This window comes from Collinsella aerofaciens (genome assembly GCF_028206795.1).
GTDB lineage: Bacteria > Actinomycetota > Coriobacteriia > Coriobacteriales > Coriobacteriaceae > Collinsella > Collinsella aerofaciens_AX.
Map to the genome: position 1 here is coordinate 88961 of NZ_JAQLFJ010000010.1, position 13490 is coordinate 102450.

Annotated in this window: 11 protein-coding genes; 1 reads left to right on the forward strand and 10 read right to left on the reverse strand. The window is 60.8% G+C overall.

Features of this window, described 5'->3' with window-relative positions; all coding sequences use genetic code 11:
* Window positions 1–97: 97 nt before the first annotated feature.
* The 9 genes from PMX70_RS07875 to PMX70_RS07915 form a co-directional block, all read right to left on the reverse strand.
* Window positions 98–613: an Asp23/Gls24 family envelope stress response protein gene (locus PMX70_RS07875; protein WP_055251999.1), complete on the reverse strand. Its 516-nt coding sequence runs from the start codon at window positions 611–613 to the stop codon at window positions 98–100.
* Between the two features lie 44 nt (window positions 614–657).
* Complete coding sequence (locus PMX70_RS07880; RefSeq protein ID WP_040358983.1) at window positions 658–1035, reverse strand: DUF2273 domain-containing protein; 378 nt, start codon at window positions 1033–1035, stop codon at window positions 658–660.
* Window positions 1028–1573, reverse strand: coding sequence for an Asp23/Gls24 family envelope stress response protein (locus PMX70_RS07885; RefSeq protein WP_271743283.1), 546 nt, complete (start codon window positions 1571–1573; stop codon window positions 1028–1030). Before PMX70_RS07885 ends, PMX70_RS07880 begins: the two co-directional genes overlap by 8 nt.
* A 166-nt stretch (window positions 1574–1739) precedes the next feature.
* Complete coding sequence (locus tag PMX70_RS07890; protein ID WP_006234926.1) at window positions 1740–2546, reverse strand: YebC/PmpR family DNA-binding transcriptional regulator; 807 nt, start codon at window positions 2544–2546, stop codon at window positions 1740–1742.
* Window positions 2547–2710: 164 nt separating this feature from the next.
* A complete protein-coding gene (locus tag PMX70_RS07895) occupies window positions 2711–4894 on the reverse strand; it encodes a DUF6020 family protein (protein WP_271743284.1) in 2184 nt (727 codons plus the stop codon).
* Between the two features lie 135 nt (window positions 4895–5029).
* Window positions 5030–5851: a prolipoprotein diacylglyceryl transferase gene (gene lgt / locus PMX70_RS07900; protein ID WP_271743285.1), complete on the reverse strand. Its 822-nt coding sequence runs from the start codon at window positions 5849–5851 to the stop codon at window positions 5030–5032.
* Window positions 5852–5960: 109 nt separating this feature from the next.
* Complete coding sequence (locus PMX70_RS07905; RefSeq protein WP_138339562.1) at window positions 5961–6239, reverse strand: NifU family protein; 279 nt, start codon at window positions 6237–6239, stop codon at window positions 5961–5963.
* Between the two features lie 171 nt (window positions 6240–6410).
* Window positions 6411–6935 (reverse strand): deoxycytidylate deaminase, encoded by a 525-nt coding sequence (locus PMX70_RS07910; RefSeq protein WP_138339561.1) that lies wholly within the window; start codon window positions 6933–6935, stop codon window positions 6411–6413.
* A gap of 189 nt (window positions 6936–7124) precedes the next feature.
* Window positions 7125–7976 (reverse strand): type III pantothenate kinase, encoded by an 852-nt coding sequence (locus PMX70_RS07915; RefSeq protein ID WP_271743286.1) that lies wholly within the window; start codon window positions 7974–7976, stop codon window positions 7125–7127.
* Between the two features lie 192 nt (window positions 7977–8168).
* Between PMX70_RS07915 and PMX70_RS07920 the strand changes: the two genes are divergently transcribed.
* The gene (locus tag PMX70_RS07920; RefSeq protein WP_271743287.1) at window positions 8169–9872 is read left to right on the forward strand and encodes an OPT/YSL family transporter; all 1704 of its coding nucleotides are present in this window, start codon (window positions 8169–8171) and stop codon (window positions 9870–9872) included.
* Between the two features lie 200 nt (window positions 9873–10072).
* On the opposite strand, the gene PMX70_RS07925 is transcribed toward PMX70_RS07920, so the two are convergent.
* The gene (locus tag PMX70_RS07925) at window positions 10073–13222 is read right to left on the reverse strand and encodes a CAP domain-containing protein (protein ID WP_271743289.1); all 3150 of its coding nucleotides are present in this window, start codon (window positions 13220–13222) and stop codon (window positions 10073–10075) included.
* Window positions 13223–13490 lie beyond the last annotated feature (268 nt).

A 13490-nucleotide genomic window follows, 5' to 3' on the forward strand; every position in this document is an offset into this window, starting at 1 on the left:
TACAAAAACGGCCGGCCACGCTTTTGCTTGCGCGGTCGGCCGTTTAATGTTTTCGCAGATAAAACCTGCCAAAACAAACCTGTCCCTTTTTGGAAGGTTATTCGTGCTGGCTGGTGCGGTGCTCGTACTCCTCGGGGGTGATGACATCCTCGATGCGCAGGTTGACGCCCGCCACCTCAAGGCCAGTCATCGCGGCAAGGCGCTCGGTGACACGTGCCTTAACATCGTCAAAGATCGCGGGCGCATAGGCGCCGTACTCGATGATGACGGAGATGTTGACGACCACGCGATTATCGTCGGTGACCTCGACCGTCACGCCCTTGGTCAGATTCTCGGCACCAAACTGCTCCTGCACAAAGTGCATGAGGTTACCCTTCATGCCCAGAACGTGCGGAACCTCGCGGGTGGCCATGGCAACGATCTTCTCGATCACGCCGTTGGAATAGGTCAGCGAGTCCTCGGACTCATCCGCTTCCTCGTCGTCCTCATCCGTATCGGACTCGGCCTCGACGAGAGCCTCATCCTCGAGCGTCACATCCTCAGCTTCGGCGACGACCGCCTCGTTCTCCTCGAGCTCGGTATCGGCTACATCGACCTTCGTATTAAAAGCCATGGTTCCTCCTTATGCCTGCCGCGGATGCGACAGTCGAATACATATTAGCGACCGCTAAACAGACGGCCGAAGAAGTTGACGATCCCGTTCTCGCCGTCGCGAATTTGGCCGATCACAGCGCCGATCAGCACGAAGAATGCAATGACGAGCGTGTCCCACAGGCCCAACGTGAGTACCAACACAGCGAGGATAAAGCCAGCGACGGCGCCGAGCGTGGTGTTGGGATGACGCACAGCATAGCTCCAGATGGCAGCGCCCGTACCCTTGATGAGACCCATAGCCTCGTCAAAATCCGCGGCTGCCGCGTCTTGTAACTCGGTTGCCTCTGCTTTGGAATCAACAGGTTCGCTCGCCGGCGTGGCGCTCTGGTCAATCGTCAGGCGCGGCGTACGAGCGGTCTTATCTTGATTGGTATCACTCACCGGAAACCTCCACGGTCTGGACGGTAGTCTTGGACGGCAAAAAACGAACGCGCGTGGTCGTACCCGGCGTGCCGAGCATGGTGTCGCAAGCTTCCTCGATGCGCTGTTGCATCGCGGTAGCCAGAGATGCCACGTCCTTATCGTCAAGCGCGATAGCCTCGACCTTAAATCGGACGTGCGAATCGTCGGAACCTTGGACGCGGGCCTCGACATGCTCGACCATCACGCGGTCGTCGCGCTCGGCAGCGGCCCTGGCGCACGAAGAAAGCGCCGCAAGGGTAACCTCGATATTGCGCTCCCCCGCCGGATGCACGCAGGACGGCTCGCGACGAGCAAACATCAGGCGGAAGAAGCTTACCAGCACGCCAATCGCCACAACTCCACCGCATGCCGTCACGACAATGCGCGGCATGGGGTCGCGCATCAGCAGCATAAAGCGATACGTATACGCCCCCCAAAACTGGCAGACAAGCGTACCCAGCGCCACGATGGCGGCGGCAAGATACACAATCGCTAGGGCTCGTTTGAGTACGCGCACGTGGCGCTCCCTTCAAATCTCGGCTCTCGAAATGCAAAACGGTTCGCATCATTATAAAAGAGCCGGGTCCGGTGCTCTACGCACGCGGATCCGGCTCATCTATTCCACGAGGCTTGCATGCTCGCTTCATTATGCCCAGATATACACGGCTTAACCCGTGCGGGCGCTACTCCTCCTCGAGGGCAGCGATGACCTCGTCGGTCATGTCCATGGTGCTGTAAACATCCTGGACGTCGTCGAGCTCCTCAAGACGGTCGATGAGGCGCTGAACCTTCTTGGCGTCGGCGCCGGAGACCTCGGTCGGGGTGGTCGGGACCATGGTGGTCTCGGAACCCTTGACCTGGACGCCCTGCTCCTCGAGCGCCTTGGAGACAGCCATAACCTCGTTGGCAGTAGTCCAGACGATCCACTCCTCGCCGGCGTCCTCGTAGTCCTCGCCACCGGCCTCGGCGATGGCCATCATGAACTCATCCTCGTCACCGGCAGCACCGTTGGCGATCATGGTCTCCTTCTTGGCGTTCTCGTCCAGGATCTCCTTGGCGACGACGATCTGGCCCTTGCGCTCAAACTGGAAGGCGACGGAGCCGGAGGTGCCCAGGTTGCCACCAGCGTGGGAGAAGGCGGAACGGACATCAGCGGCGGTACGGTTGCGGTTGTCGGTCAGGCAGTCGACGTAGACGGCGACACCGGCGGGACCGTAGCCCTCGTACACGATGTTCTCGTAGACGGCAGCGTCGGCACCCGAACCAAAAGCCTTGTCGATAGCGGACTTGATCTTGTCCTTAGGCATGGACTGAGCCTTGGCCTTGGCAACGGCAGCGGCGAGGCTGGCGTTGTTCTCGGGCAGCGGGTCACCGCCGAGACGGGCAGCAACGGTGATGTTGCGGCTGAGCTTGGAGAAGAGGGCGGAACGCTTGGCGTCCTGCGCGCCCTTACGATGCTTGGTTGTGGCCCACTTAGAGTGTCCGGACATACGTGTCTCCTATCGGTTTCGACCTAAAGCCCAGCGCAGATGCTCGGGCAATATAAACAAACGTCGTTATGATATACCTACTGGCCTGCGAGATAAACCCCAAAATGAAGGCGTCGTGATGATGGCCCCTTTGGTGCAAAGAAACCTGACCCCAATGCACCAAGTTAGGACCAGAGGAAGTCGCTGCGGGTGACGGTGGCGCCGATGGCGAAGGGCATGCAGGCGATGACCGGATACAGGTAGCGCATGTAAGTCGAGCCGTTGCACGGGCCAATCAGGCACACGGCGAGCACGCCCAACAGCGGCACCCAGATCGCCAGCGCACGCCATGAATGACGGCGCAACAGGTAGACCACCACGACGATCATGATCCACACATAGGTGGCCGAGCTCATGGTGAGCGAGATAAACGGGATGCGCTGCACCGCCACACGGTACAGGTTGATCAGGTGGTCGCACCAGCGCACGACCTTGCTATCGACCGGATGGAAGTCGAAGTACTTGAGATTATCGGGGCGTGCCATAATCTCGGCACTGCGCGCCGTACTGTAGACCCATGCATCGCGCGTGCTCGGATAAAAATAACCATAGTAGTTATTGATAAGCGCCGAAATATAGCACTCGGGATCCTTCTTAAACATCTGAGCCCATACCTCAAAATAGGCATCGATGTCCTCCTGCGAGGCGTACTCGTTAAAGCAGTTCTTGACGGCATCGGACTTGTCGGGGTTGTAGCGGCGGCCCAGGTTCTCGTACTTGAGTACGCGGTCGATCACGGCACGCTCTTCGTCGGTCACCGAACCGTCGCAAGGAGCCTCCACGATGGTGCCGTCCTCCTTAACCGTGGGGTTGACGCCCGAGTTGAGGCCGTCGTGCTTTTGGACGAAACGAGCCGTCTGCTGGAACGGAATCGAGAGGATTTCGCGCTTGGAACCAGGCGTGATGTCGTGCGCCGGCATAAAGACCTTGGTGAAGTACATATTAGAGGCAAGGCAGAGCGCGAGCACCGCGAGAACGCCAACCCAACGGAAACGCGGGATGGCGCCCGAAGGCGCAGCACCAGTCTGCTTGGCTGCACGACGAGCCACATGCACGTCCCATACGCAAAACGCCGCCGCGATTACGCATGCCGCCAGGGGAAACACCAGGCCGCCGTTGCGCAGAAACGTGGAACCCATGGCGCCCAGAGCGAGCAGCAGCCAGTCGTGGCGCGCAAAGAGCATGGGGGCTTTCTCGCCCGCTCGCTCGACATTGGCATCACGACGGGGCAAGCCACATGCCACGAGCTTGACGGTCTGTACCAGCAGCACCAAAAACGCGTCGGCAAAGAGCACGTCTTTGGTGAGCAACGCCGCGTAGTTAGAGAACATCGGCATAAACGCAAAGAACAGCAGGATCGCACCGCGAACCGGCAGGCTCACGCCCAGTTTGCGCAGCGACGAAATGGAATAGGCCATGCAGGCGGCCGTGATGACGAACTGAGCACAGGTGTAGATGGCAAGACCCGCGTTAGCGCTGTTGAACAGCGAAAGCCCCAGCTGAACGCACGAGCCGATAATGGCCGTGTGCACTACGGGATGATGCCCGTTGAGCAGCACGTTGGGGTTGAGTAGGCGCAGGTAGTCGCTCGTGCCGTTGGGATAGTTGAACCACTGGCGAATCTGCGCGCCCGTATCTCCCATAAAAAGGCCAGGCAGCGAAGCGATGAGCGTGGGCGCCCAGGCGATCATAAGTACCAGGAAGGGCCCGGCAAAGGGATGGACCGAGAGCACGGCGTGAGTCACACGCCATACGCGGCCAAAGTGCGCCTCGGAAAACGGAATGCGCCGAGAGCTCAGCCAATCTAGACACTCAAAGGCAAGGTAGAAGGCAACGACCGCCAAGAGCATCCAGCCCGCGCCGCCAATCCAGGCGCAGATGATGCGGGCTTTGTCGCCAAGGACAATCTCGGCCGAGTCGGTGAGATCGTAGCTGCGGCCGAACACCATGCAGATGGCGAAGAACAGCGACGGCAGAACGATCGATGGACGCCAGGTGTCGCCACGGCCAAAGAACACGTAGCGAAACGGCAAGGTGAGCAGGCAAGCAAGTGCAAGCAGCATGACCGCGTCGGTATGGCCGGCAAACGAGAGGAGCACCTCGTAGCACACGTACAGCATGCCCGAGGCTTTGGGGTCAATCGCCAAGACTGCGTTGCTCGACACCGGGGAGGGATCGATGGAAAACGCCGTGGTCGCCAACAGCGCGAGCAAAAATGCGATGAGCGTCTGCTTGGCGGGGTAGCGCTTAAACCAGACGATGCGGGCAGCGTCGCGCGCAGCCGTTGTGGAGAGGTCGGAATCCTTCACAGTCCGAAAGCCTTTCTAGAAACCTGCCAAAAAGGGACAGGTTTATTTTGGCAGGTTTTATCTGGGGAAACGTTACGGTTCTGTCATCGTTGCCCAGCAAACCGCCACAAAGGTGCCCTGTCCCCTTTGTGGTGGTTAAGCGTCGAGGTAGATGCGCTGGGGCTGGTTGCGGCGACGAGCAAAGATGATGAGCACCAGGCCCGCGATTACGAGCGGCAGGCTCAGCAGCTGGCCCATGGTGATGACGCCGCCAAGCAGATAGCCCAGCTGGGCATCGGGCACGCGCACAAACTCAATGAGGAAGCGGACGATGCCGTAACCCATCACAAACACGCCCATAAACGTGCCTTGGGGCAATAGCGGCTTTTTGCGGCTGAGCACCTGCAGAATGCAAAAGAGCACGATGCCCTCAAGAAATGCCTCGTAGAGCTGGGAGGGGTGACGCGGCATATCGCCCGCAGTCCCGCCAAAGACCACGCCCCATGGCAGATCGGTCGGCTTGCCCCACAGCTCTCCGTTGACAAAGTTGGCACAACGGCCCAGGCACAAGGCCAGCGGCGCGCCGATGACGGCAAGGTCTGCCAAAGTCCATGCGTCGAGCTTATACATGCGGCATACGATGATGCCGCCGATAATGCCGCCCACCAAACCGCCGTGGAAGCTCATGCCGCCCTCGTTGGTGGCAAAGATCTCGAGAGGGTGCGCCCAGTAGTAGCCATCACCGTAAAAGACGACGTAGAACAGGCGCGCACCGATAATGAGGCCAAAGACCACGCCGACCACGACACTCGTCAGGTCATCAATCGTGATGTCAAAACCCCAACGGCGCTGCGTGCGATACATGACGACCGCCGTGAGCAAAGCTCCGACCACATAGGCCAAGCCGTACCAGTAGATGGTGATGGGCCCCGCCGAAATGGCGACGGGATCAAGCATATGGTAGAGGTCGTTGAGCATATCGGTCCCCCTGCTCCCTACATACAAATGCGGCCGCGGGCCTTGCGCTCGCAGCCGCATATTTGGGCGTAACGTCTATGCGGAGTATGCCGTCCGCAGCTTTCGGATCTTAGAACGGCGCGTACTCGTCGTACAGGTCGTCGGTCTCGCCGGAGGCATTGATCTGCTCAACACGGGTAACGCCGGGCACATGCTCCTTGAGGATACGCTCGATACCCATGGACAGGGTCAGTGCGCTCATAGGGCAGCCGGCGCAGGCGCCCTGAAGCTCAAGCTTGACAACACCCTCGTCGTCGACGCCCACATACTCCATATCGCCGCCATCGGCCTGCAGGTTGGGGCGGATCTCTTCAAGAACCTTCTTAAGCAGCTCTTCGTTAACAGCCACAGGGGCTCCTTTCTCACAATAACGCGGGCACGCCCGCGGACAGAAGCTATGTTACTACAGCCATGTACCCGCTCACGAGCCGTCCATGCGCGCAGACGCGACTTTCACGAGTAGTCAATTTGGGACGGGGCTCTTTGAACTGCATTCGTCGTCAGATAGCGACAACGCATATTACTGTCGAGCCTGTCCCCCGGTACCAATCTGGACATCGACGATGACCTGGCGGTAGCTGATGCCGCAGGAGTCGAGAATGCGGCGGCTGATACGGCCGTCATCGGTGTCGGCATACTTATTGTCCAGGTAGACGACCTCGCCCACACCCACCTGCGCCAGGATCTTGGCGCAGTCGTGGCACGGGAACAGCGTGACGTAGACCGTGGAACCCTCAAGGTCTTTGAGCGAGCCGCGGTAGTTGAGCACGGCGTTGGCCTCGGCATGCACCACGTAGTTGTGCTTGTCCTGCAACGGGTCGTCGCTCGTGCCCCACGGGAAAAAGTCGTCGTTGAGCGCCGAGGGCGTACCGTTGTAGCCCACCGAAAGGATGCGGTGGTTGGTGTTGGCGATGCACGCGCCCACCTGCGTGTTGGGGTCCTTGCTGCGGCGCTGCGCGGCAATGGCCACGCTCATAAAGAACTCGTCCCAGCTAATGACATCGCGGCGCTTGCCCGACGCAGTTTGATGAAGATCGTCCGACATGGCAGACACCTCCGTAATCGCAATAGTTTGACCCATTGTAGCAGGTAGGTGGTGGGACCGTTTCTTCCCCAGGTGGGACAAAATTATCAGTAGTCTTTGTCCCAGGGCTGCTTGCGGCAACTAGCTCGATACGACTATCGAACCTGGGACAAGGACTACTGATAATTTTGTCCCACCGGCATCCTTGCTTTATGCGCGGCGGGGCTTTTGGTTGATGCGGTAGAGCTCGGCCAGACCTCGCAGCGTGAGCGCGTCGTCGACCGTCAGGCTGTGGCCGACCAACGCCGCGAGCGCCTCGGCATCGTCACCGGCAATGACGATGGGCACATCGCCCTCCCCCGCTGCCTTGGTCGCGCGCATCTCGGCAAGCACCATGTCGAGCATGCCGTCGATGCGTGCCACCTCGCCCAAAACCACGCCCGAGCGCATGGCCTCGCGCGTATTGCGACCGATAACATGCGTGGGTGCCGAGGGCTCGACCTGCGGCAGGCGCGCCGCGGCGGCCGAGAGCGAGCGGGCACCAAGCGCCAGACCCGGCGCGATGACGCCACCGACAAAGGTACCGTGCGCGTCGATAACCTCGATATTGGTCGTGGTGCCCAGATCGATCACGATGCACGGCGAGCCGTAGACGGCGCGGGCCGCCACGGCATCGGCGATGCGGTCGGGGCCGATCTCGGCCGGATCGTCGTAGTGCACGGGCATGCCGGTCTTAAGTCCCGGTCCCACGGTGAGCACGCGCCCCGTACAGGTACGGGAAAGTGCCGCCTTCCACGGACGTTCGAGCGCCGGCACCACACAGCTCAGCACGGCCGCCGCGGGCACAAGCGCGCCCGGCATACCCGCATCGGCCGCCAGCGCGCCCATGACCTGCGCGAGTCGCATGCGTGCCTCGTCGGCCGTAATGCTCGACGGCGTGGTGATCTCGCACGTCGCAAGCGGGCATTCCTGCGCCGCGGCCGAATCCTCGGCAAACAGGCCAAAGCGAATGAACGTATTGCCCACGTCGGCCGTCAATATATATGCGCACCTATTAAGCATCGTCGGCGCTCCTTTCGTCTGCCCAGCAGTATATCGCCTACCTAAACCAGTCATCCCAAAATGACTAGCTTGCGGCTATACTGGTGCGCGGTCGCGCGCGAGCTCACGCGGCGGCCCTTGGTAACCCGACTTCCCGCGCCGTATCCGTAGCGGCGCTCCCGGGGGAAGCGGATATACGCAAAGGAGTTCTATATGAGCAATCCCTCGAACCGCGCCTCGATGCGCGGGCAACTCACGCTGCGCGGCGTCGTCATCGGCGTCCTTGGCTGCGTGATCATCACGGCAAGCTCGGCCTACACCGCCCTCAAGATGGGCGCACTCCCCTGGCCGATCGTCTTCGCTGCCGTCATCTCGCTGTTCTTCCTTAAACTCATGGGCAACGCCAGTCTCAACGAGGCAAACGTCACCCACACCATCATGTCCGCGGGCGCCATGGTCGCCGGCGGCTTGGCGTTTACCATCCCGGGCGCCTGGATGCTGGGCTATGCCGACCAGATCAGCTGGCTCGACATGTTTATCGTGGCGCTCGCCGGCACCATCCTGGGCCTGCTGGCCACGGCGCTCATCCACCGTCACTTTATCGTAGACGCCGCGCTTGAGTTCCCCACCGGCAACGCCGCAGCTCAGACCTTGCGCGCGACCGAGGCTGGCGGCAAAACCGGCAAGCAGCTCTTTGGTTCCATGGCCATCGCCGGCATCTATAGCGTGCTGCGCGACGCCCTGGGCGTGGTGCCCAGCATGCTGTGCACGCTCAACATCCCCGGCGTGACCTTTGGCATCTACAACTCGCCCATGCTGCTCTCCGTCGGCTTCCTCGTGGGCTTCGCCCCGGTCGCCTTCTGGTTTGCCGGCGCCCTGCTGGGCAACTTTGGCATCATCGTGGGCGGCACCGCTGCCGGTCTGTTCGACGTTATAACTGCGCAGGGCATCGTCAAGTCCCTGGGCATGGGCCTCATGATGGGCTTTGGCGTCGCCGTCGTCCTCAAGGACATCCTGCCGCAGGTCGCCGGCATCGTCCGCGGTCTTGCCGCCGACAGCTCCACCGACACCGACGAGCAGTCACTCATCTCGGGCTCCCTTAAGCTCGACGCCGGCATCATCGGCCTGGGCGCCGCCGCCATCGCCGTCGTCGTCGCCATCGCGCTCGACCTTGGCCCCGTTCCGGCTGTCATCGTCACACTATTCACCTTTGTCACCACCATCATGAGCGCACAGAGCTGCGGCCAGACGGGCATCGACCCCATGGAGATCTTTGGCCTCATCGTCATGCTCATCGTGGCGGCTTGCGCTCAGATCGCTCAGGTCAAGCTGTTCTTTATCGCCGGCATCGTTGCCGTGGCGTGCGGCCTTGCGGGCGACGTCATGAACGACTTTAAGGCCGGCGCCGTGCTGGGCACCAACCCGCGTGCGCAGTGGATCGGCCAAGCCATCGGCGGCATCGTGGGCGCCCTGGTCGCCGCCGCCGTCATGGTCGCGCTCGTCACCGCCTATGGCCCGGACGCCTTTGGCCCCGACAAGAGCTTTGTTGCCGCGCAGGCAAGCGTCGTCGCTACCATGGTCTCGGGCATCCCGAGCGTGCCGTGGTTTGCAGGCGGCTTTATCGCCGGCATCGTCATGTACTGGCTCGGCATTCCGGCCATGATGATCGGCCTGGGCGTGTACCTGCCGTTCTACATGTCACTCACGGCATTCCTGGGCTCCTGCGTCAAGCTCGGCTACGACAAGTGGTCCGCCCACCGCGACGCCACCGCTGGTCTTTCTGACGAGGAGAGGGCTGCCAAGGACGCCGCCTTCCAGGAACAGGGCTTGGTCGTTGCCAGCGGCCTGCTCGGCGGCGAGTCCATCGTCGGCGTTATCCTGGCGTTTGTCTCTGTTGGCTTGAGCCTACTGGGCTAAGTCGAGCGGCTGTTCGCTCACAGCCATATTGCCTACGGCTTGCCCGGTCGGTAGCTTTTGCGGCTGCCGACCGGGCTTTTTGATATCGAAACAAAGAAAGGCCGGCGCGCTGCATATGACAGTGCGCCGGCCTTATCGTTTGGCTATCGAGACGGTCCCGCTATGAATTGGAATTCGCTGCAGAGCCGACGTCCGAATCACTACATGTGCTTGCGACGACGATCACCCAGCGTCACGCCCGCGGCAACGAGCGTAATGCCGCCGATGACGAACACCTCGCCCGCAAGAGCGGAGTCATCACCGGTCTGGGCGAGCGCGGCAGGCGCGGCCTGTTTCTTGGCAACGGGGACCTTTGCAGCAGCCTGCGCAACCTGGGGCTTGGCCTGAGGCTTGCTCTGCGGCTCGGCCTTGGGATGATACTTGTCGTACTCGGCCTGAGCGGCAGCCAGGGCATCCTTGGCATCGCCAAGCTCGGCAAGCGCGGCGGCATAGGCGTCGTTGGCATCGGACAGCTTGGCATCGGCATCGCTCAGAGCAGCCTTGAGACCAGCGGCAGCATCGACGGCAGCCTTGTAGCGAGCGTAGGCAGCGTTCAGCTTGACCAGCTTCTCGTTGCCCGTCGTGCCCGCGGCAAGGGATGCCTTGTGGTCGACAGCCTCAAGATCGGCCTTGAGTGCCTCATCGTTGGCAAGCTCGGCCTTGGCCTTGACGATATCGAGGTTCGCATCGACGACGGCTTCGTTGGCGGCCTCGAGCTGCTTCTGGGCATCGGCGACACCGGCGACGGCAGCGTCATAGGCGGCCTTGGCGTCGTCGACCGCCTTCTGGGCACCGGCGAAGCGCTCGAAGGCCTTGTTTGCGGTGGCAAGCTCGTCCTCGGCGGCCTTGGCCTTCGCCTGTGCGTCGGACAGGGTCTGCGTCTTGGCGGCAACTGCCTGCTTGGCGCCCGAAAGAGCGGTCGCGGCGTGCACGTCTGCGGCCTGAGCCTTGTCAACGCCAGCCTGGGCAGTGTCGTCGGCCTTCTTGGCATCGTTAAGCGTGCCCTGCTTGTTCGCAAGATCCGTCTTGGCGGCATCGCACTTGGCGGCAAGGTCCTTGACCGAAGCAGTAGCGTTGTAATACGCCTCGTTGGCCTGATCGGACTTTATCTTGGCGGCGTCGCGGGCGCTGCGAGCCTTCGCCTTGTGAGCAGCGGCCTCGACTGCCTTCGTCTTGCTGTCAGCAAGCGTGGCGTTTGCCTTATCGAGAGCTGCCTGGGCAGTAGCGGCCTCGCCCTTGGCGGCATCGAGGTTCTGTTTGAGGGACTCGATGTCAATTCCGCCGAGTGCGTCCTTCGCGGCGTCGTATGCCGTCTTCGCGGCGGCGGTGCCGGACTTAGCCTTCTCGTACTCACCCTTGGCGGTGTTCACGTTCGTGTCGGCCGCGGTATAGGCGTCTTGTGCGTCTTTCTGATTATTGAGAGCAGCGAGATATGCCGTATCGGCCGTGCCCAGCGTCTTCTGCGCCTCGGCGAGCTTGCTCTGGAGCTCCTTGAGTTGCGCCTTCTGCGCCTGCGTGCCGCCAGCGTTATAGGCAGAATCGATGTAGTCGTTGACGAGCTTCTTGAACTCGGAAACAGTGAAATCAGCCTGAGTGTCATCAGCGCTGTAATCGAATATGGTTACCTCGGAATCGGTGTTCTTACCGCTACCGGTCGCGATGCCGATAGCCACCGTAGCGGAATCGATAATGTTGAGATAGTGCCCGCAGGCGTCTCCTCTTTGATTGCCATTCTTATCTTTTGTACCGTGGTACACATCGTAATAGTTTTGGTAGATATAGTACGAATCATAGCGATGAGCAATGAGATCTTTGCCGGCCTCGCTATCCACACCGTACTTTTTAATCCAATTCTCGTAATTAACCTTCTCCTGAGTGTAGAGACCGGTGTAGGGCCAGCCCAAGGTATCCTCGGTCTCACCACCGGTATATGCACCGCCACCACCTGCGAGATTCTCAGCATTATCGAAGTAACAGTTCGAGTGATCCCAAATATTCGATGAATATGAGGCGTTGAGTGCAGCTGCTGCGGTCATGCGGAGGCTGACGCTGAGCGCCGACTGACCGTTCGCCTTGCGGAGGTTGTTCTGGGTGTCGAGATATGTCAGGGCGTTGCGCAGCTGTTCCAAGGAAAGCGGATTGGTGTCGTGAGACATGTCCTGATCGACGTAATCGTCATACCACTCGGCTTTGTCGTCAGCGCCGGTGAGTGTAGCCATTGCGTCCTTGGCGTTCGATTTCTGCATAGCCGTGAAATCGCTGCTGTTGCTGATGTAGGCCATAAAGCCGAGCATGCCCTTATTGATGACTTCCTGGTCAACGGTCATGTTGGACTTGAGGTCAGCAATCTGCTGCTCAAGAGCCTCAACCTGGACATTAGCAGCGTCATAAGCCTTTTCCGCGGCGTTCGAAGCAGCGCAGGCTGCCTCCCACTCACTGCGCTTCTGCTTGCGAACTTCGACAAGCTTATCGCACGCGGTCTTCTTGTCGGCCTCGGTCTGCTGGGCCTGCTCGTATGCCGTCTTCGCGGCGTCACGCTTACTGGCCGCGTCCTTGTACTCCTTGTTTGCCGCATCGTATGCAGACTGGGCAGATGCTACAGCAGCGTTGGCGGCGTTGGCCTTCTCCTGCGCGGCAGCGACGGCAGCCTGGGCGGCCTGCAGATTTGTCTGTGCGGTGGCGTCGGCATCCGTCGCGGCATTGAGCTCCGCCTGCGCGGTCTTGAGCTCACCAGCAGCAGCTTTCTTGGCGGCCTCAAGCGCACTCAGGTCAACACCCGTACCCGAGACGGCAGCATCGAGCGCGGCCTGCGCCTGGTTGAACTTCTGCTGGGCGTTATCGCGCGCGGTGGTTGCGGCTGCGAGAGCAGCGGCAGTCTCCTGCTTCTTGGCCTGGGCAGTCGTCAAAGCTGCCTCGGTATTCTGCTTTTCCTGCTGGGCGCTGGCCTCGACAGCCTTGGCCTGGTCCAGATTGTCCTGTGCAGTAGTAACGGCCTTATTGGCGTCATCGAGCTTTGCCCGCGCGTCCTCGACGGCCTTCTTGGCGGCCTCGTACTCGTCCATACCCATGGCCTCGAGCTTGGCCTGGGCATCATCGAGGGCCTTCTTGGCCTCATCCTGCTTTGCCTTGGCGTCCTTGAGCGCCTGGGTCTTATCCTCGACACTCTTGTTGGCCTGTTCGAGCTGATCGTTCAGGTCGCCCAGCTTCTTCTGCTGCTGCTCGGTCTTTTCGACGGCTGCCTTAAGCTCGTCGATCTTCTCCTGAAGCGCGGCTACCTCGGCCTCGTTCTGCTCGGCGGCGTTATCGGTCACGGCCTGCGAGGCCTGATTCTTTTGCTGCTGTGCCTGCTTTTGAGACTGGCCCGCCGCGTCGGCCTTCTTCTGGGCGGCATCGTAGGCGGCCTGAGCGTCCTTGAGCTGCTTTGCCGACTCCTCGGCCAGCTGGGCAGCCGTCTTTACGACCGCTTGGTTACCGGCGGCAACGGTGTTCTCTACAGAACTACCCCATTACAGTCAGAAATGAGCTATTCGATACCCCGTTGATGTATTTCCCCGGTGTCGGATACGATTCAAGCAAGCC

What these genes read in the sequence shown, in the direction of transcription:
- PMX70_RS07920 (WP_271743287.1), top strand. Translation starts at nt 8,169, where the DNA reads ATGAGCAATCCCTCGAACCGCGCCTCGATGCGCGGGCAACTCACGCTG.
- PMX70_RS07890 (WP_006234926.1), bottom strand. Translation starts at nt 2,546, where the DNA reads ATGTCCGGACACTCTAAGTGGGCCACAACCAAGCATCGTAAGGGCGCG.
- PMX70_RS07910 (WP_138339561.1), bottom strand. Translation starts at nt 6,935, where the DNA reads ATGTCGGACGATCTTCATCAAACTGCGTCGGGCAAGCGCCGCGATGTC.
- PMX70_RS07875 (WP_055251999.1), bottom strand. Translation starts at nt 613, where the DNA reads ATGGCTTTTAATACGAAGGTCGATGTAGCCGATACCGAGCTCGAGGAG.
- lgt (WP_271743285.1), bottom strand. Translation starts at nt 5,851, where the DNA reads ATGCTCAACGACCTCTACCATATGCTTGATCCCGTCGCCATTTCGGCG.
- PMX70_RS07915 (WP_271743286.1), bottom strand. Translation starts at nt 7,976, where the DNA reads ATGCTTAATAGGTGCGCATATATATTGACGGCCGACGTGGGCAATACG.